A 25,750-nucleotide genomic window follows, 5' to 3' on the forward strand; every position below is an offset into this window, starting at 1 on the left:
GGAACATCGGAACGGAGTCATGAATACACGAGTTTTACGCTTTACCGCAGTCCTGGCCCTGGCATTGCTGTCGGGGTGCAGCCTGCTTTCGGGGTCGGGTCCCACCCGCTCGGCCATCCTGGACGGTCCCGTGGATACGGCGGCCGAAGCCAAGTATGAGGTGGTCGACCTGCAGGCGGGCACGATCGCGCCATACCTGCTGGACCGGGCCCGCAAGGATGACGGCATCACGTCGGAAGGCTATGCGGGCAACATCCGCGTCATGCCCGGCGACGTGATGCGAGTGCTGGTTGCCGACAGCGTCGAGGGCGGGCTGTTCGCGCCGCTGGCCGCTGGAGGCACGGTGTTCGACGCGGTGCGCGTGGACGCGAACGGGGCCATCTCGCTGCCGTATGCCGGCAGGCTGAAGGTGCAAGGCAAGTCCTTGCCCGCCATCGAGGAAATGATCAAGGGCAGCCTGCAGCACTCCGCCGCGGTCAAGCCGCAGGTGATGGTGGACCTGGCCGACGACCGCAGCAATTCGGTGCTGGTGGCCGGCGCGGTGCCGCGTCCCGGTCGGTTTGGCGGCATCAAGGCGCCCCTGACCGCGCTGGACGCCATCACCCTGGCGGGCGGATCGACGTTGCCCGCCTACCAGGCGGACGTGGTCATCCGCCACGGCCGCAACGTGACCCGCATTCCTTACTACCAGCTCCTCAATGGCAGGAACGTGGCGGTCGAGCCGCGTTCCGAACTGGTCGTCGAGCCCAACCTGAAGCGCTTTGTCGCGATGGGTGCGCTGACCAAGCCCGGCCTGCATGAACTGCCGTCCAACCAGACCAATCTGCTGGATGCGCTGGGCGTGGCTGGCGGGCTGAATGACCGGGCCGCGGACGCCACCGGGGTGTTTGTCTTCCGCCTGGATGGCAAGACCGCCGAGGGCGCGCCCAAGCCCATTGTGTTCCGCCTGAACATGCGCAACCCGGAATCCATGTTCCTGGCAAAGCAGTTCGAATTGCTTCCCGAAGACGTCGTCTACGTCAGCAATGCGCCTATGTACGAATGGGAAAAGATCATTACTCCCATCGTGCAGGTGTTGATTGTCGGCCAGCGCGTCGGTACCTATTGAATCTCTTAGAGGTATGAAATGTCCCACCAACCTGTGAACCTCTCGAATGTGAAGCTGGCCGTTGTCGGCCTGGGCTATGTTGGCCTGCCGCTGGCGGTGGAGTTTGGCAAGAAGCGTCCCGTGATCGGCTTCGACATCAACAACCGCCGGATCGACGGGCTGCAGTCCGGTTTCGACCAGACGCTCGAAGTCAGCAAGGCCGAGCTGGCCGAAGCCACGCAGCTGACGTACACGGCCGATCGCGCCCAGCTGGGCCAGGCCAACGTGTTCATCGTGACCGTGCCCACCCCGATCGACGAATACAAGCAGCCGGACCTGACGCCGCTGGTCAAGGCCAGCGAGACCATCGGCGCCGTGCTCAAGCGCGGCGACATCGTCATCTATGAATCCACCGTCTATCCGGGCGCGACCGAGGAAGACTGCGTGCCGGTGCTGGAGCGCGTGTCGGGCCTGAAGTTCAACGTGGACTTCTACGCCGGCTACAGCCCCGAACGCATCAACCCGGGCGACAAGGAACACCGCGTCAGCACGATCAAGAAGGTCACCTCCGGCTCCACGCCCGAAGTGGCCGAGCTGGTCGACCAGCTCTACAAGCAGATCATCACCGCCGGCACCCACAAGGCGTCCAGCATCCGGGTGGCCGAAGCCGCCAAGGTGATCGAGAACACGCAGCGCGACGTGAACATCGCGCTGATCAACGAACTGGCCCTGATCTTCAACAAGATGGGCATCGACACCGAAGCCGTGTTGCAGGCCGCGGGCACCAAATGGAACTTCCTGCCGTTCCGTCCGGGCCTGGTGGGCGGCCACTGCATCGGCGTGGATCCGTACTACCTGACGCACAAGGCGCAATCCATCGGCTACCACCCGGAGATCATCCTGGCGGGCCGCCGCCTGAACGATTCGATGGGCGGCTACGTGGTGTCGCAGCTGGTCAAGACCATGACCAAGAACCGCATCCATGTGCAGGGCGCGCGCGTGCTGGTGATGGGCCTGGCCTTCAAGGAAAACTGCCCCGACCTGCGCAACACGCGCATCGTGGACATCATTCGAGAACTGGGCGACTACAACGTCGACGTGGACGTCTATGACCCGTGGGTCGACGCCGAAGAAGCCGTGCATGAATACGGTCTGACGCCGGTGAACCAGCCCGAGGAAGGCAAGTACGACGCCGTGATCCTGGCGGTGGCGCACAACCAGTTCAAGGCCATGGGCGCGGAAGGCATCCGCAAGCTGGGCAAGGCGCAGCACATCCTGTACGACCTGAAGTACGTGCTGACGCCCGCTGAATCGGACTTGCGCCTGTGAGCCGCGCCGGTCGAGCATGATAGAGATCCATTCCGCCGGGATCGCCCGTATTCCGTTCCTGGAAGCCCTGCTGGGCGCGCCGGTCGCGCGCGGCAACGGGCTGCGGGGACGGGGCGGGCCACGCCCTGACGCAGTGGCCGGCTGGGGGTTGCGGCCCTCGGCCGAAGCCGCGCGCCAACGGGCCGCCCAGCTGGGCGTGCCCTACGTTGCGCTGGAGGATGGATTTCTGCGTTCCTTCGGCACGGGCAGCGGCATTCCCACCATTTCGATGGTGGTCGACCCCGTAGGCATCTATTACGATTCGACCCGCGAGTCCGCCCTGGAGCGCATGCTCGCCTCGGGCGAGGACGTGCAGGCGGGCATCGAGGAGGACGTGATCGAGGCGATGGACCTGATCCGGGAACATCGCCTGTCCAAATACAACCACGTGCGCAACGCGGACGTGGCGCTGCCTGGCGCCAGGGGAAGAAAGCGCGTCCTGATCGTGGACCAGACGGTCGGCGACATGAGCGTTGCGCTGGGCGGGGCCTCGGCGGATACCTTCCGCCAGATGGTCGAGGCCGCGCGCAGCGAGCATCCGGGCGCCTTGTGCATCGTGAAGACGCACCCCGAGGTCAGCGCGGGCCAGAAGCAGGGCTATCTCACCGGCATGGACGACGACGCGGACACGCTGGTGCTGCGCGGCGAGGTGAATCCGCTGGCCCTGCTTGAGCAGGTGGATCACGTCTACGTGGTCAGCTCGCAGATGGGCTTCGAGGCCCTGATGCTGGGCCGGCCCGTTACATGCTTCGGCATGCCGTGGTACGCGGGCTGGGGGCTTACGCAGGACCGCCAGGCCTGCCCGCGCCGAGTGCGCAGGCACAGCCTGGAAAGCCTGTTCGCCGCGGCGTACTTCCGCTACACGCGCTATCTCGACCCGGTCAGCCACCGCCAGGGCAATATTTTCGACGCGATCAGCTGGCTGCTGCGCCAGCGGACCATGGCCGAGCGCCTGCCCCGCAGGGTGGTCGGCGTGGGATTCCGGCGCTGGAAGGCGGCCAACATCCGCCCGATGCTGTCGCTTCAGGCGGAGCGCGTGGTGTTCGTGCCGGACGCCCGGCGCGCGCAGGCGCTGAACCTGGGGCCCGGCGACGCGCTGGTCCACTGGAGCGCGCAGGCGCCGGAGGGGCTGGCCCAGCTGGCGCGGCGCACCGGGTGTTCCGTGCTGCGGGTCGAGGACGGCTTCGTGCGGTCGGTGGGGCTGGGATCGGACCTGATCAGGCCGCTGAGCCTGGCCCTGGACGGCCAGGGCATGTATTTTGACCCGACGCGCCCCAGCGACCTGGAACAGGAGCTGAACCGGGCCCGTTTCAGCGCGGGTGAACTGGCCACGGCCAGGCGCGTGCGCGCGTTCATGGTGGCCCACGGCATCACCAAGTACAACCTGGAACCGACGCGCGCCGTGCAGTGGCCGGCACGCGGCAAGGAAGTGGTGCTGGTGCCCGGGCAGGTCGAGGACGACGTGTCGGTGCGCCTGGGCTGCGACGGCGTGGACACCAATCTCGAACTCCTGCGGCAGGCGCGGCGCAGCCATCCCGATGCCTATATCGTTTACAAGCCGCATCCCGATGTCGCCTCCGGCAACCGGCGGGGCGCGGTGGCGCCGGCGGCCTTGCTGGCGCTGGCGGACCATGTCGAAGCCGAGGCCTCGGTGGTGTCCTGCATCGATGCCTGCGACGTCGTGCACACGATGACGTCGCTGTCGGGCTTTGACGCCTTGCTGCGCGGCAAGCGGGTGGTGACGCACGGACGGCCCTTCTATGCGGGCTGGGGGCTCACCGAGGACCGCCTGGCGATCGCCCGGCGGGACCGGCCGCTGACGCTGGACGAGCTGGTGGCGGGCGTGCTGCTGCGGTACCCGTTGTATTGGGACTGGGAGCTGAAGGGCTACACCACCTGCGAGGCGGTGCTGAGCAGGATCGTGGAAACGCGCGACGCGCTCGTGCGCGAGGGAAAGCTCGCGCAGTTGCGGGTGGGCTACGCGCGCCGCCAGTGGCGCAAGCTGGACACCTTGCTGCGCGCGCGGTTCGCGCCATGAGCCGCTCATACCTGTTTCTGCAGGGCGTCTGCTCGCCGTTCTTCGAGCGCCTGGGCGGCGTGCTCGCGGATCGCGGCCATGCCGTCGGCAAGGTCAACTTCACCATGGGCGATGCGGCGTACTGGCGGCGCGGCCGGACATGGTCCTTCCGGGGCCGGTCCGACGGGCTGGACGGCTTCTACGAGAACGCGCTGCAGGCCAGCGGCGCGACGGACCTGGTGCTGTTCGGCGATTGCCGGCCGGTGCATCGTCCCGCCGTGGCGCTGGCGCGCAGCCGCGGACTGCGCACGCATGTTTTCGAAGAAGGCTACTTCCGTCCGCACTGGGTGACCCTGGAGCGCGGCGGCGTAAATGCGCATTCGGCGCTGCCCCGGGAGCCGGAGTGGTATCGGGAAATGAGCCAGCGGCTGGCGCCTGCGCCAGAGCCGCGGCCGTTCCGTGCGCCATTCTGGAACCGGGCTGCCCATGACGTCGCCTATCACCTGTGCGGGGCGCTCAACCCCGTCTGCTATCCGCGCTATCGCACCCATGCGCCGTATGGCGCCGCGCGCGAGTACGGCGCCTACATGCGCCGGGCGGTCAAGCTGCGCCTGCGCGGTCGCGCCGACGCCGCGGCGGTGGCGCGGGTGACCGCGGGCCCACGGCCCTACTATCTGTTCCCGCTGCAGCTGGACGGCGACGCCCAGATCCAGCATCACTCGCCATTTCGCAGCATGCGGCAGGTGGCCGCGCTGGTGCTGGCCTCGTTCGCGGCCTTCGCGCCGGCGGACAGCCTGCTTGTTGTGAAGAACCATCCGCTGGACCCCGGCGTGGCGCGCCATGAAAGCGGCGTGCGGGACCTGGCGCGCATGTTCGGCGTGGAGGACAGGGTGGTCTACCTGGAAGCAGGACACCTGCCCAGCCTGCTGGCGCGGGCGGCGGGCGTGGTGACGGTGAACAGCACCGTGGGCGCGGCGGCGCTGGAGCATGGATGCCCGACGATCGCCCTGAGCGCCGCCGTCTACCATCTGGAGGGGCTGACGTTCCAGGGGTCGCTGGACGAATTCTGGCAAGGCGCGGCGCCGCCCGACCCGCTATTCTTCAGACAGTTCAAGACGGCGGTGGTGCATGCCACCCAGATCAACGGCGGCTTTTACTGCGCCGAAGGGATCGCGCTGGCATCGCGGCATGCCGCCGACCGGATGGAGCGGGATCGCTCCGTGCTGGAGGAATACGCATGACGCACGCACCCGCATCCGTGGTGATCACCGGCGCCACCGGCGCCATCGGCCAGGCCCTGGCGCTGGAGTACGCCAGGCCGGGCGTGACCTTGTGGCTGCAAGGCCGGCGCGAGCCGGTCCTGCGCGAGCTGGCGGGACGCTGCGAGGCGCGCGGCGCCCGTGTGCGCACCCAGGCGCTGGATCTGCGCGACCGCCCCGCGCTGGACGCATGGCTGCGCGAATTGGCCGGGGAAGGACTGCCCGACCTGGCCATCGTCAATGCGGGCGTCAATATCTCGGCGCCCGCGCCAGGGCAGGGCGAGACGTGGCAGGACATGGAGATGCTCATCGAGGTCAACCTGCGGGCCGCGCTGGCGATCGCCCATGCGCTGGGCGAGGGCATGCGGCGGCGGCGGTCGGGGCAGATCGCGCTGATGAGTTCGCAGGCCGCGTGGCGCGGCTTGCCCGCCACGCCGAGCTATAGCGCCAGCAAGGCCGCCGTGAAAGCCTACGGCGAGGCCATGCGCGACGGCCTGGCGGCCTGCGGCGTGCGGGTGAACGTGATCATGCCGGGCTACGTGACCTCGCCGATGTGCGCGGCCATGCCCGGACCCAAGCCCTTTGAATTGAACGCGGACAGTGCCGCCCGGCGCATACGCCTGGGCCTGGCCGCCGATCGGGCGCGCATCAGCTTTCCCTTTCCGCTGAGCCTGGGCTGCTGGCTGCTGGCCGGGCTGCCGCCCGCGTGCTCCGGCTGGATATTGCGCAGGCTGGGCTACGGTGCCTGACGCGGCCTGGAGCGCCGTCGCGGCGCCGCTGGCCGGCGGCCTGCTGGCGACGTGGCTGCTGGAAGCGGGGCTGGCCCCGCGCCCGCGCGCGCCCTGGCGTCGCCCGTTCTGTGCCGTGGCGCTGCATGCGGGCGTCTGGGTCTTCGCGTTTGCCTGCGCATGGGCCATCGTGGGCCGGCCGTACTTCGCCGCCGCCATCCTGCTGGCGGTGTTCGGCCTGATCGTCGCCGTGAACAACGCGAAGTACCACGCCCTGCGGGAGCCCTTCGTGTGGGCCGATTTCGAGTACTTCACCGATGCGATCCGCCATCCGCGGCTGTACCTGCCGTTCCTGGGCATCGGACGCGCGCTGGCGGTGGCCGCCGGGGTGGCGCTGGCGGTGGCCGCGGGATTGCTGCTGGAAAGCGCGGCGCGCGCCTGGACCCTTGCGGCGGTGCTGGGCACGGGCGGCGCGGGACTGGCGGCATGGGCGGGGTCGCGGAACGTGCCGGTCTCGTTCGAGGCGCGCAAGGACCTGCGCCGGCTGGGGCTGGTGATGGCGCTGTGGCGCTACGCGCGGGCCGAACGCCAGGCCATCGGGCCGCCCGTCACGCCGTTCTCGCAAGCCGCGCCGGCGCCGGCCGCGGCATTGCCGGACCTGGTGGCCGTGCAGAGCGAGTCCTTCTTTGATCCGCGCCCGCTGTATCCGCAACTGCGCGCGGACCTGTTGAGCGGATTCGACCAATTGCGTGCGCAGGCTTGCGCGCACGGCCGCCTCCGCGTGGCGTCGTGGGGCGCCAACACGGTGCGCACGGAGTTCGCCTTTCTGTCGGGGCTGGAATTGCGGGAGCAGGGCGTCCATCGTTACCAGCCATACCGGCGGCTGGCGCGCACCGGGCTGGACACGGCCGCAAGCTACCTGCGCGGGCTGGGCTACCGCACGGTGTGCGTGCATCCTTACCACGCCAGCTTCTACGGCAGGGACCGCGTGCTTCCGCTGCTGGGTTTCGATGAATTCATTGATATCTCGGCGTTTGACGGCATGCGGGGCGACGAGCCCTACGTGGGCGACCGCGCGGTGGCGGATCTGGTGGCGGCCGTGCTGCGGCGCGAACGGTCCCAGCCGGTGTATGTGCATGTCATCACCATGGAAAACCACGGCCCCCTGCATCTGGAGCGCGTGGCGCCGGCGGACGTAGCGGCGGTGTGCGCGCAGGCGTTGCCATCGGGCTGCGCCGACCTGGTCGCCTACTGCCGCCATCTGCGCAATGCCGACGCGATGTTCTCGTCGCTGGCGGCCACGCTGGCGGACCTGCCGCGGCCGGCGGGCCTGTGCATCTACGGAGACCACGTGCCCATCATGCCGCAGGTGTACCGCCAGCTGGGCGCGCCGGACGGCGCAACCGATTATCTGGTGTGGCGCGCCGGCCACGCGGGCCAGCCTGTTGCCGCGGAGGCCGCCGCGACGGATCTTGCCCGGCTCTTTCTGTTCCACATGGGAGTGATGCCCGGCGCCTGACGCGGGCAATGGCCGTCTACAGGCGCGCCAGTTCCTGCGTCAGCGCGCTGACCGCCGTCGAGATGTCGGCTTCGCTGTGCTGGCTGCACAGGAAGAAACGCAGGCGCGCCGATTTCTCGGGCACGGCCGGATAGAGGATGGGCTGCGCGTTGATGCCGCGGGCAAACAGCGCCGCCGAGAGCCTGGCGGCCCTGAGCGATGTGCCGACGATGGCCGGAACGATGGCCAGGCCCGTGCTGGTGCCCGTGTCTATGCCCGCCGCGCGCGCCTGTGCAAGGAAACTGGCGCCGCGCGCCTGCAGGTCCGCCACGCGGTCGGGCAGGGCGCGCAAACGGCCAAGCGCAGCCAGGCTGGCGGCCGCGACCGGTGGGGGCATGCCCACGCTGTAGAGAAACCCGGGGGCCAGGCATTTCAGATGCTCGATGAGCGCGCGTTCGCCGGCGATATAGCCGCCGCAGCCCGCAAGCGTCTTGCTCAATGTGCCCATCCAGATGTCGACGTCCCCGCCGCGCAGCCCGAAGTGCTCGCGGATGCCATGGCCGCGCGTTCCCATGACGCCCAGGGAGTGCGCCTCGTCCACCATCAGGAACACCCGGTGCCGATGCTTGATCTCGACGAATCGGGGCAGGTCGGGGTAGTCGCCGTCCATGCTGTAGATCCCTTCCAGCACCACCAGCACGCGCTCGAACTGGCGGCGGTTGCCGGCAAGCAGGGCGTCCAGCGCATCGGCGTCGTTGTGGGGGAACGACAGCCGGCGCGCACCGGACAGCTGTATGCCCTGCAGCACGCTGTTGTGGATCAGTTCGTCGTGCACGATCAGGTCGTTGGGCCCGAACAGAAAGCCCAGGGTCGAGACATTGGTCGCATGCCCGCTGACGAAGGTCACGGCGTCGTCCACGTCGTACAGGTCCGCCAGCGCCTGTTCCAGCTCCCTGTGCACGGGCCGCTCTCCCGAGACCAGCCGGCTGGCCGAGACCGACGTGCCGTAGTGGTCGATCGCCGCCTTGGCCGCTGCCGCCACTTCCGGATCGCCGGACAGGCCCAGGTAGTTGTAGCTGGCGAAGTTCAGGTAGGGTTGGCCGGCGATCCGGGTGGATGCGCCGGCGTTGCCCTCATGCAACTTGAAGAACGGGCTGCTGACGCCCAGGGTGGCCGCGCCTTCGCTGAGGATGCGCAGCTGCTGATATCCGGGATGCAGGGCAAAGCGGTAGTGTTGCTCGGGCACCTGGGCATGGCTGCCCGCGGTGTCCGCCGCGGGCGCCTGGCGACCGGCGCCGCGCATCTTGCGTTGCAGCGATTCCTGGATCAGCCGTTGCTTGATGCTGGCGGCCAGCCCGGGTCGGCCACCGGCGGCGGCTTTGTCCTGCGTCATTGGGTCATTCCTTGTCCGGCTTGCGCCTCGCCCGAGCGGATGCGCTTCGCGATGGCGTCCAGGTGCTCGGGCTCCACCTGCGCCGCGTGCTGGGAAGCCACCATTTCGATATGGGCGGCAATGTCGTCGCCCGCCTCCTGGCGGCCGTCGCCGCGCAGGGCGGTGATCAGGCGCGCGCTGAGCTTGTCCAGCGTCGGGCTTTCGCTCAGCGCCATGACCGGCAGGCGGATACCGAAGCGGCCCTCCAGCGCCACCACCAGCTCGACGCCCATCAGCGAATCCAGGCCGATGTCGTAGAGGGAGCGGGAGGCGTCGATCTTGTCCTTGGGCACGCGCAGGATCTCGCTGACTTCCTGCTTCAGCATTTCGATCACGCGCGGACCGAGTTCGGCATCGTCCAGCTGGTCCAGTTGCGCCAGCAGGTCGTCGGAATCGCCGGCGTCGTCGGCCGATTCTCCCGCATGGCGGGCGATGTCGGCGTAGCGGGGCGCGGCGGCGCCGGGCAGATGCCGGGCCAGCGCGTGCCAGTCCAGCTCCAGGACGCCCAGGCCGCTGGCCCCAGCCAGCAGCAAGTCTTCCAGCGCGTCCAGCGCGGCTGACGCGCTGAGGGCCGCGCCGCCCATGCGGTGTTGCAGGGCCTGCTTGATGGTTTCGTTGCGGGCGAGGTAGCCTGCGTCGCCGATCGCGCCCCAGCGCGCGCAGGTCGCGGCCAGGCCTTGCGACCGCCGCTCGCGCGCCAGCGATTCCATCCAGGCATTGGCGGCCACATAGGCGCTTTGCCCAGGGTTGCCGAAGAGCGTGGTGGCCGACGAAAACAGGACGAAGTGGTCCAGCGGGTCATCCACCGTCAGCGCATGCAGCACGGCGGCGCCCTGCATCTTCGGCCTGAGCACACGGGCGATGCGATCTTCGCTGGCACCGGCCGCCAGGCCGTCCTCGATGACCGCGGCGGCGTGGATCACGCCCCGGATGGGTGAGAAGGCGGCTCTCGCGCGCGACAGCATGGCGGCCACGGCCTCGGCGTTGGCGACGTCGCAAGCCTCCGCCATGACCTGTATGCCGCGTGCTCGCAACGCGTCGACCGCGGCCCGGGCCTCTTCCGACACCAGGCCGCTGCGGCCGGCAAGCACCAGGTTGCGGGCGCCCTTGTCGACCAGCCATAGCGCGGTGCGCAAGCCAAAGCCGGACAGGCCTCCGCTCACCACATAGCAGCCGTCGGCCGCCAGCGTCAGCGTCTGCCGCGCGGGCGGCGCGGAGTCTTCCGGCAGCCCGTTGCGGTAGGTCACGACGATCTTGCCGATCTGGCGGGACTGCTGCATGTAGCGGAACGCGTCGACCACGTCGCGCGCCTCGAAGCAACGCTGCGGCAGCGGATGCAGCGCGCCGTCGCGGAACAGTTCCATCATTTGCGCATACAGCGTGCGCGCCAGTTCCGGCCGCGCCGACAGCAGCTGGTCGGCGTCGATGCCGAAATAGCTGATGTTGTTGCGGAAGGGACGCAGGCCGATGCGGCTGTCTTCGTAGAAATCGCGCTTGCCCAGTTCAAGGAAGCGGCCGAAAGGAGCCAGCACGTCCAGATTGCGGCGGATGGCTTCGCCGGACAGCGAGTTCAGCACGACGTCCACGCCGCGCCCGCCGGTCAAGGCGCGGATCTCATCCGCGTATGACAGGGAGCGGGAGTCGAACACGTGGTCCACACCCATCATCCGCAGGAAATCGCGCTTTTCGTCGGAACCCGCCGTGGCGTAGATGTCGGCGCCCAGCCACTGCGCGTACTGCACCGCCGCGATGCCTACGCCGCCCGCCGCCCCATGGATCAGGACCTTTTCGCCCGGTTCCAGGCGCGCCAGGTGATGCAGGGCGTAATACACCGTGAAGAAGGTGCTGGGGATGGTGGCGGCCGCCTCGAAGCTCATGCCTACCGGCAGGGCGGCGACGGCGGTGGTCGTGGTCAGCACCCGGTCCGAGAAGCTGGCCGGGCCGAAGCCCAGCACGGCGTCTCCGGGAGCAAAATCCGTGACACCCGCCCCGGTCCGCAGGACCGTGCCCGCGAATTCCAGGCCCAGGCTCGCGCCGGCATAGCCGTTTTCCAGCGCCTCGTCGGCCAGCAAGCCCAGCGTGTACATGACATCGCGGAAGTTCAGGCCCGTGGCGTGCACCTGAACTTCCAGTTCGTCGTCCGCCGGCGGCCGCGCCGGGTGGCTTTCCCAGCGCAGGTTGCGCAGTTGGCCGGGCAGCTCGAAGCCAAGCCGGCGTACGGTCGGGACTATAGGCGCCGGGCCGCGCGCAAGCGGACGGGCCACGACGCGCAGGCGTGGCGCATAGCGTGCGCCCTGGGCGTCCAGCACCACTTCCTGCTCGGCATCCGGATCGGTCAGCTCCCGCAGCAGGGCGTCGATCGGCGCGGCGTCCGCCGCGCTAGGCAGGTCCACCAGCCGCACGGCAGTGGCGGCCGACTCGTTCATGATGCTGCGGCCATAGCCGCTCAGGGCCGCGTCGGCAAGGCTGCGCAGGGCGGCGGCGGGACGGTCGCCGGGCGCGCGCGCGCCGGCGGTCACCAGCCACAGGGTGGCGGGCCGGCCGTGCCGTTCGCACGTTCGCAACGCCGCGGCGGCCAAAGCGCAGCGGCGCGCCTGCGATTGGCAGGCGGATTGCGCATCGCTGCCCGCGCCATACAGGCCTGCAAGGTGCAGGATGTGGTCATAGTGCTCGGCCTGCGCGATGGCCGGAAGCGTATCGGATGACGACGCGGGTTCCAGCGCCAGATGCGTCACGGCGAGGCCGTCTTCACGCAGCTTGCGGGTCAGCGTGGCTGCAAGCGCCGCGCCGGGTCCCTGGTCGTCGGCCAGCAACAGCCAGCGCCCGGCGACCGGCACTGCCGCGTCCGCGTTGGCCGCGTCCGTCAGTTCGCCGGCCCGCGCGTGCAGCAGATACGCGCCAGCCATGGCGCCCGGGCTCAACTCCAGCGGGGGCTCGCAGGCGCAGCCCAGCGCCTGCAGTTCATGGCGCCAGAAGTCGGGTTCCTGTTGCATGGAAACGCGGCCACCGTCGCTGGCGTCCGACCACCACGACTCGCGCACGCCGAACACGAAGTCGGCCCAGTGCGCGGGGTGGTGTCCCAGGATGATCAAGGAACCGCCCGGCGCCAGACGCGAACGGGCGTCGTGCAGCGCGGCGCGGGTCTGGGCCAGGGTCTCGAAATTGCATTGCACGACGGCCAGGTCCACGCCCTCGATGGCCGTGGATCCGGTCTCGGCGGAATCGCCGATAAGGCGCAGCGTGGCGTCGGGGTATGCGCCAAGCCGGGCAGCTGCGGCGTCCAGGCCGGCTTCGGTGGCGGTGGCGTAGCAATAGTCCGCGCGCGTGAAATCCAGCGACGCGCAGCAGTCGGCGCCCAGCAGGGGGGTGTGCGCGCCGATTTCCAGCATGCGGAACCGCCTGCCGGCGGCAAGTCTGGCCTGCGAGTCCGACAGTATTGCGCAGAGCGATTGTGCGAGTTGCTGGCGCGCGGGCGCGGCCAGCAGATGGTTGCCCAGGTCGGCTACGCCAAACAGCGGCGAGGCGACGGCATCCGGCTGGGTGAGGCCCTGAAGCAGGGCCGGCAGGTGCAGGCCGACGCGGCCCGCGGCCAGCGCCGGCGCGAAATGGCCGGGATAGTCGCGCACCAGCGCATTCCAGATGTCGCTGGCGCCGGTTTCGCCGGGCTGCTCCAGCGGCACGGACCAGCCGGTGGCGGTGCGCGCGGCGGCATCGGCGGCTTGCGCCCGTTCCAGCAGCATGTCCAGCATCGGCGCCAGTCCGGGCGTGCGCGTCCGGATCCCGCGCAAGGCGTCTTCGGCGATCTGGCCCTGGGGGTCCGCAAGCGCGCGCAAGGCCTCCAATCCATACCGGTCGCACAGCGCGTCCAGCAGCGGTTCCGCTTCGTCCGCGTAGCAGGCGTAGCCGGGATCCTCCGCCGCCTGGGCGAGCGCGTCCGACAGGGCCTGGCGCAACGCGGGCAGCGGCGCGGCGGCGGCGCCGTCGGCCCTTGGACGCGGCGTGAGCGCTTCGTCGATGAAGCTCAGGCGGTCCTCGGCCTTCTTGACGAGGCGGATGCCGCGCAGGCTCACTTCCGATAGCGCCGCCACCTGCGCGCCGTCTTCGGCGTACAAGGCGATATCCACGGTCAGTGCATGGGGCGTGCGCCGCGTGACGCGCAAGCGGACGTAGCGGGGCTGGCCCGCGTCGGTGCGCAAGGCCAGCCGGCCGATGCGCGCGGGCACGAACGCCATGCCCAGGCCCTTCAAGGACTGCCCTTCAAGCAGGTGCACCGCCATCTGGAAGGCGCTGTCCAGGCGGGCGGGCTCCAGGTGGCCGGGCGCTTGATGTACGCTGGCGCTCAAGCGCGCCAGCAGGGTGGCCGGGTCCAGGCGCCAGCCCTCTTCGATCAGGCAGTAAGAAGGACCGTAATGCAGGCCGAACGCCGCGGTCAGCGCCGCGTGCTCATCGGCGCGGAAATCGGGCTGGCATTCAGGCAGGACGGGCATGGGCGCCGCCAGCAAGGCGGCGCCGGGCTCGGGTCGGACGCGGGCCGTCACGTGGCGGGTCCAGGCGTCGTCGCTGCCCAGTTCGCGCGCCTGGATGCGCAGGCGCCCGTCCTCGGGTTCGATCGCGCAGCGCAGCAGCTTGGACGGCGCGGCCGCCAGCAGCAGCGGCGTGTGTATTTCCAGGTTCTCGAGTTCGACATAGGCGCCGGGGCGCCGCTCCAGGGCGGCGGCCAGGGCGATCTCCACGAAGCCCGCTCCCGGGAACACGGTGGCTTCGCCCACGACGTGGTCAGCCAGTTCCGGATGCGAATGCGTGTCCAGCTGGTTTTCCCAGGTCAGTTCATGCTGCGCCAGGCGGTATCCCAGCAGGGGATGCACGCGATGGCGATGGAGCAGACCCAGCGATTGCGGGGTCTCGGCGTACCAATGGCGCTCGCGCTGCCACGGATAGGCGGGCAGGGCGTGAGGGCGTCCCGCGACGGGGAAGAGGACCTTCCAGTCCACGCTGGCGCCGCTCAGGATGGCCTGCGCGGCCGCGCTGGCGACCTTGCGCGGCTCGTCCTCGCCACGCGTGACCGTGGCCAGCACGCGGCCGGGACGATCGGCACGCTTCAAGGCGTCGCTGACGTAGCCGCGCAGGACGGCGTGCGGGCCGACTTCGACAAACAGGTTGTAGCCGTCGGCGACGCACTGGGTCAGCGCCTGCTCGAACCGCACCGGCTGGCGGATGTTGCGCCACCAGTAGTCCGCGTCCAGCGCAACGCCGGCCAGCGCACCGCCCGTGACGGCGGAATAGAAATCGCCGGACGGCGCCAGCGGACGCAGCGCGCTCAGCGCCGTGCGCAGCGCGGGAGCAAGACCGTCCATCGCGGGGCTGTGGAACGCGTAATCCAGGTCCAGCCGCTTGCTGGCCACGCCGCGCTGCTGCAAGGCGGCTTCCAGGCGCGCCAGCGCCGGCGGATCGCCGGCAATGGTTGCGCCCCGGGAACTGTTGTAGCCCGCCACGACCAGCGCGCTCGCCAGTCCCAGTTCCGCCAGCAGCGCCTGGGCGCTGCCGCCGTCCACGCCGATAGCGGTCATCTGGCCGCTACCGCGGGTCTCGCCCTGCAGTCTGCTGCGGTGATGGATCACCTGCACCGCATCGGCCAGGGATAGTACGCCGCAAGCCCAGGCCGCGGCGACTTCGCCCACGCTATGGCCCACGACCGCGCGCGGCTGGACGCCTAGTCCGGCCAGCATGCGCGTCACGCCGACTTGCAGCGCGAACAACGCGGGCTGCGCGAATTCGGTATGAGCGTAGCGCGAGCCGTCGAGCGCGCCGCCCAGTTCGTCCGCGAGACGATAGCCGGCAAGCGGCGCGAACAGCGCATCCACGTCGTCGACCGCCTGGCGGAACGTCGGGTGGCCGAGCAATCGGCGGCCCATGCCTGCCCATTGCGATCCGTTGCCCGAATAGACGAACACCGGACCCTGGGGATCGGGCAGGCCTTCGGCGGTCTGCACGGAAGGCGAATCTTCGCCGTCCGCGTAGCGCCGCAGAACGTCCGCGGCGTCATCGCGCTCCGAGCACCAGGCCAATGCCCGGTGTTCGTGCCGTTCCCGCTTCAGGGCGGCCTGATAGGCAAGGTCGTAGTGTGTCGCGTCGGAAGATGTCTGAAGGTGCTGCGCCATATCGCGGGCGGCGGCCTGGAGCGCCTGCGGCGTGCGCGCGGACAGGATCAGCGGCACGGCGGGCGAGGGCTCCGCGGCCGCGATGCCGTCCTGCACGGAGGCGGGCGTGTCCGGCGTCTGCAGGATCACGTGCGCATTCGCCCCGCCGAACCCGAACGAGTTCACGCCGATGACCAGGCGGCCCGTCGCAGGCAGCGCATGCGTGCGCGTCACGATATCGAGGTTCCACTCCTCGGTGCGGATGGCGGGGTTCAGTTCACGCACGCCGATGGTGGCGGGCACGGTCCGATGCTGCAGGCTGTACACCGCCTTCACCAGGCCAGCGACGCCGGAGGCCGCTTCGAGGTGGCCCATGTTGCTCTTGATGGAGCCGATGGGCAGGGGCTTGCCCGCGGGGCGCCGCTGGCCCAGCGCCATGCCGATTGCCCGGGTCTCGATCGGGTCGCCGACCGGCGTGCCGGTGCCGTGCGCCTCCAGGTAATCCACGTCTTCCGGGAGGATGCCTGCACGGTCGTACGCCTGCCGCAGCAAGGCGGCCTGGGCCTCGGCGCTGGGCACCGTCAGGCCGGACTTGCGGCCATCGGTGTTGACGCCGGTGCCCGCGACGATGGCCAGTATGCGGTCGCCGTCCGCGACCGCGCGGTCATAGTCCTTCAGCATGAACAGGCCGCCGCCTTCCGAGCGCACGTAGCCGTCGCCGGCGGCGTCGAACACGTTGCAGCGCCCATGGCGCGACAGCATCGAGGCCTTCGAGAAAATCAGGAAGCCGTAGGGATGCAGGTGCAGGCTGATGCCGCCGGCCAGCGCCTGGGATATGTCGCCGGACTCGATGGCGCGGCAGGCCTGGTGGAAGGCGACGAGCGACGAGGAGCAGGCGGTGTCCACCGCCATGCTGGGCCCGCGCAGGTCGTAGGTATAAGAAAGCCGGTTGGCGGCGATGCTGTTGGTGTTGCCCGTGGCGAATGCGGCGTCGATCACGCCCAGGTCTTCGGCCATGCGGTAGGAATAATCGGCGCTGGCAATGCCGACGTAGACGCCGCAGTCGCTGCCGCGCATGGAAGACGGCTTGACCCCCGCGCTCTCCATCGCCTCCCAGGCCAGCTCCAGCAGCATTCTCTGCTGCGGGTCCATCAGGCTGGCTTCGCGCGGCGATATGCCGAAGAATCCGGCATCGAATCCGGAGACGTCGCCCAGCGATCCCGCCGCGCGCGTATACGCCGTGCCAGGATGCTCGCGCAGGGGGTGGTGGTAGGTGGCGGTGGCCCAACGGTCGGGGTCGATCTCGGTGACGAGGTCGCGGCCCTCCAAAAGATCGGGCCAGTAGCGCAGGGAATCAGTGCTGGGAAATCGGAACGAAAGTCCAATGAGGGCAACACGCTTTGCCATTCAAAATCCTTCTAGCAAGAGCTGGTTGACAGCGTTGTTGTTGGAGCCTCTGCTGCAAGAGGCAGTCTGGCGCTCGGCCGGACCGGGCGGGGCCGCGCGGACCGCAAGCAGGCGGGTCAGGCAGGCGGCAACGCAAGAGACCGGGGGATTCTAGAAGGCATGCGACCCCCAAATATTTCAAGTCCCGACATTCTTAATGCCAACGTTGCGCGGCTTTGGCCCCGCAAAGACCCTGGGCACGGACGAAAGGCGTCCGCGCGCCCGTCAGCCTGGAACGGCTTCTTACATGGGTGTCAGGGTGTTTACACGTAATGGACAGCGCGCGGGCGCGCGCCGGGCCGGCGCAGCGCGCAACGGCCGATCAGGTCTGATGCGACAAGGGGCGGATAGGAATGGGGGAGATGCGTTCCGGCGGCGGCGATACGCGCCAGGACGCCCTGCGGCGCAGCGCGCCCAGGAGTTTGAGGCCTTGGGGCCAGTCGCCCAGGCCGCTGTCGCCATTGATGTGTCCCGCGCCGGCAATCACGACGACGCGGCTGCCCCAGTCCGCCGCGAATGCGCGAGCGCGGTCCAGTGTGCAATAGGGATCGTTGTCGCTGGCGACCACCACGCTCTGGAACGGCAGCGGCTGGCGGGGAACGGGCGCGAATCCGCGCAGACACTCGGGCGCGTCCGTGCGCTCCACGTCGGCAGGCGCGACCAGCAGCGCGCCCGCGACCTTGGTGCGCAAGGGCACAGGCAGCGCGGCGCTGATCACGCACCCCAGGCTGTGGGCGATGAGCAGGACGGGACTGCGGGCCTCGTCGACTTCAGCGGCCAGCCGGGATATCCAATCCACCGAGCGGGGATTTTCCCAGTCGCGCTGCTCAACGCGCTGAGCATGGGGCAGCAATTGCTGCCACCGCGATTGCCAGTGTTCGGGTCCGGAGTTTTTCCAGCCCGGGACGATTATCGGTTGGAGTCTCATGAAGGGCATGATGCCGCGCCGCTTTAGTAACTCAAACGAATAAATTGTCTTTTGCATATACGGTGTTCGGAATAAGGCGGAGCCGCTTCCCGGATGCCGCAGCGCAATAAAAAACGTCCCGAATGCCTGCCCCGGACCCTGCAAATGCCGCGATATTTCAGTGTATGCTTGCCGTGCAAATGCACCGTAACGGGGCGTGATCATAGGGATATCCGGCGTCCGCCCGGTTAACGAACCAACGATTAAAAGTTATTCGAGGAGTCCACTCATGAAGCCAGTATTTCGTCTGACCCCGGTCATCGCAGCGCTGGGCGTCGCAGCTGGTTTGACGTTTGGCGCGGCCGCCCACGCCCAGACCATCAAGATCGGCGTCGTAGGCCCCACCACCGGCGCGGTCACCCAGTATGGCGATATGGTCCGTGAAGGGGTCGATACCGCGGTCGAGCGCATCAACGCCGCCGGCGGCATCAACGGCAAGAAGCTGGAAACCGTCGTGATCGACGATGGTTGCGAACCCAAGCAAGGCCCGGTCGCCGCCAACCGCGTCGTCAACAGCAAGATCGGTTTCGTCGTGGGCCACGTGTGCTCGGGCGCCACGATCGCCGCCGCCGACATCTACAACAATGAAGGCGTCGTCATGGTCACGCCTTCGGCCACGTCGCCGGCGCTGACCGACGGCAAGAACTACGAGTTCATCTTCCGCACGATCGGCCGCGACGACCAGCAAGGCCCGGCAGCCGCCAAGTTCATCCTGGAAAAGATCAAGCCGAAGAAGGTTGCCGTGCTGCATGACAAGCAGTCCTACGGCCAGGGCATCGCCACGGCGGTCAAGAACGACCTGGAAAAGGGCGGCGTGGCCGTCGCGGTGTTCGAAGGCATCAACGCCGGCGACAGCGACTATTCGGCCGTCATCACCAAGCTCAAGGCCCAGGGCGTGGACTTCGTCTACTACGGCGGCTATCACCCCGAAATGGGCCTGCTGCTGCGCCAGTCCGCCGAACAGGGCGTGAAGGCCAAGTGGATGGGTCCGGAAGGCACGGGCAACCCCGACATCAACGCCATCGCGGGCGATGCCGTCGAAGGCATGCTGCTGACGCTGCCGGCCGACTTCACCCAGAACGCCGCCAACGCCGACATCGTCAAGGCATTCGAAGCCAAGAAGCGCAATCCCAGCGGCGCGTTCCAGATGACGGCCTACGCGGCCACCCAGGTCATCGCGGACGGCATCAAGGGCGCGGGCAGCGACGACCCGACCAAGGTCGCCAAATACCTGCATGCCAACGCTTTCGAGACACCCATCGGCAAGGTGTCGTGGAACAAGCAGGGCGACCTGACGAACTTCCAGTTCGACGTGTTCACCTGGCACAAGGACGGATCCAAGACCGTCTATAAGTAAACCGCTTGGCGGGCCGCAGGCCCGTGGCGCCCGGCGCCAGAAACGAACCGGGCCGGAAGAGATCATCTTCCGGCCCGGTTTTTCTTTGCGCGCCGGCGTTGCCGCCAGCGGATGCCTACAGGCCTTGCACGCGGCGGCCGGTGTCGGCTTCGAACCAGTGCAGCGGATGGCGGCCGTCCGGGCCGACATTGACGCGGTCGCCGACCTTGGCGGACGCCTCGGACAGCTGGCGCGTCGTGCAGCGCACGACCAGCGTGGTCTTGCCGCAGCGGCAGTGGACCAGCTGTTCGGAACCCAGGGTCTCAACCATTTCCACTTCCGCCGGCACGCCTTGCGTGTTCAGCAGCATGTGTTCCGGACGCAGGCCCATGATGACCTTGCGGCCGCGCACCTGGGAGGGCACCTGCAGCGGGGAGATCTCCAGGTGGTTCAGGTCGGTGGTCTGGACCGTGCCGTCGCCGGCCACGTCCACTTCCATCAGGTTCATCGGAGGCGAGCCGATGAAGCCGGCCACGAACGTCGAGGCGGGCTTTTCGAAGACTTCCATCGGCGTGCCGATCTGCTCGGGCACGCCCTGGTACATGACGATCATGCGATGCGCCAGCGTCATGGCCTCGACCTGGTCGTGCGTCACGTACAGGCTGGTGGTGCTCAGGCGGCGGTGCAGCTTCATGATTTCCAGGCGCATCGCCACGCGCAGCTTGGCGTCCAGGTTCGACAGGGGTTCATCGAACAGGAAGACCTTGGGTTCGCGCACGATGGCGCGGCCCATGGCGACACGCTGGCGTTGGCCGCCGGACAGGGCGCGCGGGCGGCGGTCGAGCAGGTGGCCCAGTTCCAGGATCTGCGCGGCTACGTCCACGCGCTTCTTGATCTCGTCCTTGGAGAACTTGCGGATCTTCAAGCCATAAGCCATGTTCTCGAACACGGTCATGTGCGGGTAGAGCGCGTAGTTCTGGAACACCATCGCGATGTCGCGTTCGGCGGGCTCCAGGTTGTTGACGACCTTGTCGTCGATCACGATATCGCCGCTGGTGACGGTTTCCAGGCCTGCGACCATGCGCATCAGCGTGGATTTTCCGCAGCCCGACGGGCCGACGATGACGATGAATTCGCCGTCCTTGACATCCATGTCGATGCCATGGATGACCGGCACATTGCCGGCGTAGGTTTTCTTGACTTTACGGAAGCTGAGAGTAGCCATGAGTTATTCGTGTTCGGAGTCGTGTTCGGGTGGGCGAGGGCGGGCTAGCGTCACTTTTCATCGCCGCGCCGTCTCAGGATGCCCCCCGGGGGGCTGCAAGCCGAAGGCGCGGCGTGGGGTCATTTTTCAGTGTCGACCAGGCCCTTGACGAACCATTTCTGCATCAGGATGACGACCAGCGCCGGCGGGATCATCGCAAGCATGGCGGTGGCCATGGTGATGTTCCATTCGGTCACGCTGTCGCCGCCGCTGATCATCCGCTTGATGCCGATGACGACGGGGTACATGTCTTCCTTCGTGGTGACCAGCAGCGGCCACAGGTATTGGTTCCAGCCATAGATGAACTGGATCACGAACAGGGCGGCGATGCTGGTCTTGGACAGGGGCAGCAGCACGTCGCGGAAGAAGCGCACGGGGCCGGCGCCGTCGATGCGCGCGGCTTCGATCAGCTCGTCCGGGACCGTCAGGAAGAACTGGCGGAACAGGAAGGTGGCCGTGGCCGACGCGATCAGCGGCAAGGTCAGGCCGGCGTAGCTGTTGAGCAGGCCCAGATCGGCAACCACCTTGTAGGTGGGCGCGATGCGGACCTCGACGGGCAGCATGAGCGTGACGAAGATCATCCAGAAAAAGAACATGCGGCCGGGGAAGCGGAAGTACACGACCGCGAAAGCCGACAGCAGCGAGATCGCGATCTTGCCGATCGAGATCGCCAGCGCCATGATCAGGCTGACGTACATCATGCGGCCCACGGGCGCGCCCGAGGAACCGCCCGACGAGCCGCCGAACAGGGCTTGCGTGTAATTGTCCACGAAGTGCGAACCGGGGATCAGCGACATCGGCGCTTGCGCCACTTCCTGGGCGGTCTGGGTGGACGCGACGAAAGTGACGTAAAGCGGAAATGCCACCATTGCCACGCCGCAGAGCAGAATGATGTGGGCCAGAATATCCAGCCAGGGACGGCGTTCAACCATTGTTATGAGCCTCGAACAAAATCAATACTGCACTTTGCGGTCGACGTAGCGGAATTGCACGACCGTCAAGGCAACCACAATGAACATCAGGATCACGGACTGGGCGGCGGACGAGCCGAGGTCCAGGCCGCGGAAACCGTCGCTGTACACCTTGTAGACCAGGATCGAGGTCGCCGTGCCGGGACCGCCCTGCGTCGTCGTGTCGATCACGGCGAAGGTGTCGAAGAAGGCATAGATGATGTTGACCACCAGCAGGAAGAAGGTGGTGGGCGACAGCAGCGGGAACACGATGGTCCAGAAGCGGCGCGCCGGGCTTGCGCCGTCGATCGCGGCGGCTTCGATCAGCGAGCGCGGAATCGATTGCAGGCCGGCCAGGAAGAACAGGAAGTTGTACGACACCTGTTTCCAGACGGCGGCGATGATCACCAGGACCATGGCCTGGTTGCCGTCCAGGCGCGGATTCCAGTCCACGCCCGATTTGCGCAGGGCCACGGCCAGGATGCCGACCGAAGGCGAGAACAGGAACAGCCACAGCACGCCGACGACGGCGGGCGCCACCGCGTACGGCCAGATGAGCAGGGTCTTGTAGAGTCCCGAGCCGCGGATGACGCGGTCGGCCATCAGGGCCAGCACCAGGGACACGCCAAGGCCGATGCCCGCCACCAGGATCGAGAAGACGGCGGTGACGCGGAAGGAATCCAGATAGGCCTGTTGCGAGAACAGTTCCATGAAGTTGTCCAGCCCGACGAACTCGGAGGACAGGCCGAAGGCGTCTTCCAGGCGCATGGACTGCCACATGGCTTGTCCGGCGGGGAGGAAGAAGAACACCACGGTAATGATCAGCTGCGGCAGGAGCAGCAGATAGGGCAAGGTCTTGTGCCCGAAGACAACGCGTTTTTCCATAGGGGGAACCCAAGGTACAGAAAAGCGGCGGTTGGAGTAACCGCCGCCTGAAACCGCCTTCGCCCGTATCGCGCGAGGCGTCCGGAGCCCGAAAGCGCCGGCACTCATAAAAAACACGATAGGCTTAAAGCCCTAAAAAAACCAGGGCTTTAAGCCTCATAAGTCCTTGTCACGACATGGAAAATGCCGATTGACAAGGTGGCGGGCAAGTCGCGGGAAAGGCCGTTACTTTACACTCTTCTCGAACTTTTCCAGCAGCTCGTTGCCGCGCTTGACGATGTTCTCGGCGCCGTCCTTGGCTGCAACCTTGCCGGAGACGATGCGTTCGATTTCAGCATCCTCGATTTCGCGGATCTGCGGCAGGAAGCCCAGGCGCAGGCCGCGCGATTGCGCGGTGGTCTCGACGTTGAGCTGCTTCACGCCGACTTCGGTGCCCGGATTCTTGTCATAGAAGCCGTCCTTCTTGGTCAGCTCGTACGCAGCCTTGGTGACGGGCACATAGCCGGTCTGCTGGTGCCAGCGCGCAGCGATTTCCGGGCTGGCCAGGAACTTGAAGAACGCGGTCACGCCCTTGTACGTTTCCGGCTTCTTGTTGGCGAAGACCCACAGCGAAGCGCCGCCGATGATGGTGTTCTGCGGCGCGCCCTTGACGTCGGCGTAGTAGGGCACGGTGGACGTGCCGAATTCGAACTTGGCGTTCTTGGCGATGTTGGCGCGCAGGCCGGACGAACCGGTGATCATGGCGCACTTGCCGCTGATGAACAGCGAGTTCGGCTCGTCGCCGCGCCCGCCGTACATGAAGATGCCTTCCTTGCCCAGCTTGGCCAGGTTTTCCAGGTGGCGCACGTGCAGCGGGGTATTGATGGCGATGCGGGCGTCCAGGCCGCCGAAACCGTTGTCCTTGGTGGCGTACGGCACGTTATGCCAGGCCGAGAAGGTTTCCAGCTGGGTCCACGACGGCCACGAGGTGGTGTAGCCGCATTCCTGGCCCGCGGCCTTCAGCTTCTGACCGGCGGCGGCCAGTTCTTCCCAGGTCTTGGGAGGATTGTCGGCATCCAGGCCGGCCTTCTTGAAGGCGTCCTTGTTGTAGTAGAACACCACGGTCGAGCTGTTGAAGGGCATCGACACCAGCTTGCCGTCGGCCGACGAGTAATAGCCGGCCACGGCGCCGATGAATTCCTTCGGATCTATCGGGTTGCCGACTTCTTCCGACATCTGCTGCACCGGCTTGATGGCGCCCTTGGCGTACATCATCGTGGCGGTGCCGACTTCGAAGACCTGGAGGATGTCCGGGGCATTGCCGGCGCGGAACGCGGCGATGCCGGCGTTCATGGATTCACCGTAGTTGCCTTTGTAGACGGCCTTGACCTGGAAGTCGGGGTTCTTCTTGTTGAATTCTTCGACCAGGCCGTTCACGCGGTCGCCCAGGGCGCCTTCCATCGAGTGCCAGAACTGGATCTCGGTGGCGGCATGCGCGGAAGCGCCTGCGAAAGCCGTCATGATGGCGGCAAAGGTCAAGGCAATACGGTGGGATCGCATAGTGAGGTTCCTCCAGTTGGGCGTGTTGCAACCCGGGTTGTCCGGGCGCATGAAACACGACACCTTATGAATTGTTTGTGACAAAACCGTGACTTTCACATCAGTCTAAACGCCTGTCAAATTGCGCGTTTCAGGCGCGAACGAACATTTTCATTTTTTTCTCCGACGAAGCCGACCGTTTACAATTGCGGCCTATGGAAAACGAACTTTCGATTGCGTTCATTGGCGGCGGCAACATGGCGGCCGCCCTGGCATCCGGACTGGCGGGCAAAGTATGCGCCGCCGGGGACATCCATGTCATTGACATAAACCAGGATGCGCACGCCGCCTGGCAGGCCCGCGGCATGAGCACCGCCACGGCCCCCGGCGAGGCCCTGGCGCGGTGCCGCGTCTGGGTGTTCGCAGTCAAGCCACAGAACATGAAAGACGTTGTGGCTTCTACGCGTCAGTGGCTGCAAGACGACACCTTGGTGGTAAGCGTGGCCGCCGGCATACGCGCCGACACGCTGGCCGCGTGGCTGGGCACGCCCGAGGCGCCTTTCGGCCGCCTGGTGCGCTGCATGCCCAATACGCCCGCCCTGGTGGGCGCGGGCATGACCGGGCTGACCGCGCTGGACGGGGTGGACCAGGCCGACCGCGAACTGGCGGCCCGCCTGCTGTCGAGCGTGGGGGAGGTGGTCTGGGTGGCCGACGACGCGGCGCTGGATGGCGTGACGGCCCTGTCGGGCAGCGGACCGGCCTATGTCTTTCTGTTCCTTGAAGCGCTGGTGGCTGGCGGGCAGAAGGTCGGCCTGACGGCCGAACAGGCCAGGCAGCTTGCGCTGGGCACGCTGGACGGCGCCACCAGGCTGGCGGCGGAATCGTCCGAGCCCCTGTCGGTGCTGCGCGAGCGCGTCACCTCCAAGGGAGGCACCACGGCTGCGGCGCTGGAGGCCTTCGGGGCGGCCGGCTTTGCCGGCATCGTGGAAGACGCGATGGCGGCTGCCGCCCGGCGTTCGCGCGAACTGGCCGAGGAGTTCGGGAAATGAATGCCGTGGCTGCGCGCTTTCCGTCCATGACCCGCACGCAGTTCGGCATTGCCGTGCTGTGCATGCTGGTCGTGGTGGTGGGCTCGAATATTCTGGTCCAGGTGCCGCTCAATGACTGGCTGACCTGGGGCGGGCTGTCTTATCCGGTGGCCTTCCTGGTGACAGACGTCCTGAATCGCCGCTTCGGGCCGGCCGCGGCCCGGCGCGTGGTCTGGTTCGGCTTCGCCGCCGCGCTGGCGGTTTCGGTATGGGTAGCTTCGCCCCGCATCGCGCTGGCCTCGGGCCTGGCCTATATCTGCGCGCAGCTCGTCGATATCCAGGTGTTCGACCGGCTGCGCGATCAGCGCTGGTGGCGCGCGCCGCTTGCGTCCGGCGTGCTGGGAGCGACCCTGGACACGGCGGTGTTCTTCAGCGTGGCGTTCGCCGCCACCGGCGCGCCGTGGGTGACCTGGATGATGGGCGACCTGGCGATCAAGCTGGTGGTCAATGTCAGCATGCTGGCGCCGTTCCGCGCACTGATGTGGAACCTGGCCAAACCGGCCAATGCGTAGCGCGGGTCATTATCCCTTTATTAATGCTGCGCATATTATCTGTAAGTCCGGCGTAAGTACTGTATTTAAATGCGTACTTAAACATCGTATTAATCGTTTTTCATATAAATCGCCAAGCACAACTTCTTGATCGGCGCCAGTTGCTAACCAAGGCGTCTTTGCGATTTATCCAGCGAATTCACAGGCTTGCGGCGACTATCCGTCACGATTTAAGGTTAGTCGGAAAATATTGGGGATTACACGCAGTGACAGTATGGC

Annotated in this window: 16 protein-coding genes; 9 read left to right on the forward strand and 7 right to left on the reverse strand. The window is 67.4% G+C overall.

Features of this window, described 5'->3' with window-relative positions; genetic code table 11:
* Nucleotides 1–19: 19 nt before the first annotated feature.
* Genes HLG70_RS06355 through HLG70_RS29635 form a run of 6 tightly spaced genes read left to right on the forward strand, consistent with a single transcriptional unit; the run spans nt 20 to nt 7,978 of the window.
* A complete protein-coding gene (locus tag HLG70_RS06355) occupies nt 20–1,108 on the forward strand; it encodes a polysaccharide biosynthesis/export family protein (RefSeq protein WP_171663421.1) in 1,089 nt (362 codons plus the stop codon).
* Nucleotides 1,109–1,126: 18 nt separating this feature from the next.
* Nucleotides 1,127–2,416, forward strand: a complete 1,290-nt coding sequence (tviB, locus tag HLG70_RS06360; RefSeq protein ID WP_213697162.1) for a Vi polysaccharide biosynthesis UDP-N-acetylglucosamine C-6 dehydrogenase TviB — start codon at nt 1,127–1,129, stop codon at nt 2,414–2,416.
* A 16-nt stretch (nt 2,417–2,432) separates the two neighbouring features.
* Entirely contained in the window at nt 2,433–4,493 is a 2,061-nt protein-coding gene (locus HLG70_RS06365) for a capsular polysaccharide biosynthesis protein (protein ID WP_171662607.1), read from the forward strand.
* Nucleotides 4,490–5,713: a capsule biosynthesis protein gene (locus tag HLG70_RS06370; RefSeq protein ID WP_171662606.1), complete on the forward strand. Its 1,224-nt coding sequence runs from the start codon at nt 4,490–4,492 to the stop codon at nt 5,711–5,713. Before HLG70_RS06365 ends, HLG70_RS06370 begins: the two co-directional genes overlap by 4 nt.
* On the forward strand, nt 5,710–6,480 hold the full coding sequence (locus HLG70_RS06375; protein WP_171662605.1) for an SDR family NAD(P)-dependent oxidoreductase: 771 nt from the start codon (nt 5,710–5,712) through the stop codon (nt 6,478–6,480). The genes HLG70_RS06370 and HLG70_RS06375 overlap by 4 nt, the downstream gene beginning before the upstream one ends.
* The gene (locus HLG70_RS29635; RefSeq protein ID WP_171662604.1) at nt 6,473–7,978 is read left to right on the forward strand and encodes an LTA synthase family protein; all 1,506 of its coding nucleotides are present in this window, start codon (nt 6,473–6,475) and stop codon (nt 7,976–7,978) included. The genes HLG70_RS06375 and HLG70_RS29635 overlap by 8 nt, the downstream gene beginning before the upstream one ends.
* A 16-nt stretch (nt 7,979–7,994) precedes the next feature.
* On the opposite strand, the gene HLG70_RS06385 is transcribed toward HLG70_RS29635, so the two are convergent.
* The 3 genes from HLG70_RS06385 to HLG70_RS06395 form a co-directional block, all read right to left on the reverse strand.
* Nucleotides 7,995–9,350 carry an aminotransferase class I/II-fold pyridoxal phosphate-dependent enzyme gene (locus HLG70_RS06385; RefSeq protein ID WP_171662603.1) on the reverse strand — a complete coding sequence of 452 codons (1,356 nt, stop codon included), beginning with the start codon at nt 9,348–9,350 and terminating at the stop codon, nt 7,995–7,997.
* Nucleotides 9,347–16,933 carry a type I polyketide synthase gene (locus tag HLG70_RS06390; RefSeq protein WP_171662602.1) on the reverse strand — a complete coding sequence of 2,529 codons (7,587 nt, stop codon included), beginning with the start codon at nt 16,931–16,933 and terminating at the stop codon, nt 9,347–9,349. The genes HLG70_RS06385 and HLG70_RS06390 overlap by 4 nt, the downstream gene beginning before the upstream one ends.
* A 361-nt stretch (nt 16,934–17,294) precedes the next feature.
* Nucleotides 17,295–17,900, reverse strand: coding sequence for an RBBP9/YdeN family alpha/beta hydrolase (locus HLG70_RS06395; protein ID WP_171662601.1), 606 nt, complete (start codon nt 17,898–17,900; stop codon nt 17,295–17,297).
* 268 nt (nt 17,901–18,168) lie between these two features.
* On the opposite strand from HLG70_RS06395, the gene HLG70_RS06400 reads away from it, so the two are divergent.
* On the forward strand, nt 18,169–19,296 hold the full coding sequence (locus HLG70_RS06400) for a branched-chain amino acid ABC transporter substrate-binding protein (protein ID WP_171662600.1): 1,128 nt from the start codon (nt 18,169–18,171) through the stop codon (nt 19,294–19,296).
* A 115-nt stretch (nt 19,297–19,411) separates the two neighbouring features.
* Here HLG70_RS06400 and HLG70_RS06405 read toward each other — a convergent pair whose 3' ends face one another.
* From HLG70_RS06405 to ugpB, 4 genes are all read right to left on the reverse strand, one after another.
* A complete protein-coding gene (locus tag HLG70_RS06405; RefSeq protein WP_171662599.1) occupies nt 19,412–20,500 on the reverse strand; it encodes a sn-glycerol-3-phosphate import ATP-binding protein UgpC in 1,089 nt (362 codons plus the stop codon).
* A 119-nt stretch (nt 20,501–20,619) separates the two neighbouring features.
* Nucleotides 20,620–21,471 carry a sn-glycerol-3-phosphate ABC transporter permease UgpE gene (ugpE, locus tag HLG70_RS06410; protein ID WP_171662598.1) on the reverse strand — a complete coding sequence of 284 codons (852 nt, stop codon included), beginning with the start codon at nt 21,469–21,471 and terminating at the stop codon, nt 20,620–20,622.
* A 21-nt stretch (nt 21,472–21,492) separates the two neighbouring features.
* Nucleotides 21,493–22,374 carry a sn-glycerol-3-phosphate ABC transporter permease UgpA gene (gene ugpA / locus HLG70_RS06415; protein WP_171662597.1) on the reverse strand — a complete coding sequence of 294 codons (882 nt, stop codon included), beginning with the start codon at nt 22,372–22,374 and terminating at the stop codon, nt 21,493–21,495.
* 225 nt (nt 22,375–22,599) lie between these two features.
* Nucleotides 22,600–23,913 (reverse strand): sn-glycerol-3-phosphate ABC transporter substrate-binding protein UgpB, encoded by a 1,314-nt coding sequence (gene ugpB, locus HLG70_RS06420; protein WP_171662596.1) that lies wholly within the window; start codon nt 23,911–23,913, stop codon nt 22,600–22,602.
* Between the two features lie 194 nt (nt 23,914–24,107).
* Here ugpB and proC point away from each other — a divergent pair, with 194 nt between their 5' ends.
* Complete coding sequence (gene proC, locus HLG70_RS06425) at nt 24,108–24,941, forward strand: pyrroline-5-carboxylate reductase (protein ID WP_171662595.1); 834 nt, start codon at nt 24,108–24,110, stop codon at nt 24,939–24,941.
* Entirely contained in the window at nt 24,938–25,492 is a 555-nt protein-coding gene (locus HLG70_RS06430) for a queuosine precursor transporter (RefSeq protein WP_171662594.1), read from the forward strand. The genes proC and HLG70_RS06430 overlap by 4 nt, the downstream gene beginning before the upstream one ends.
* Nucleotides 25,493–25,750: the final 258 nt, after the last annotated feature.

Origin of the sequence: Achromobacter deleyi, from assembly GCF_013116765.2 — a bacterium.
GTDB lineage: Bacteria > Pseudomonadota > Gammaproteobacteria > Burkholderiales > Burkholderiaceae_B > Achromobacter > Achromobacter deleyi_A.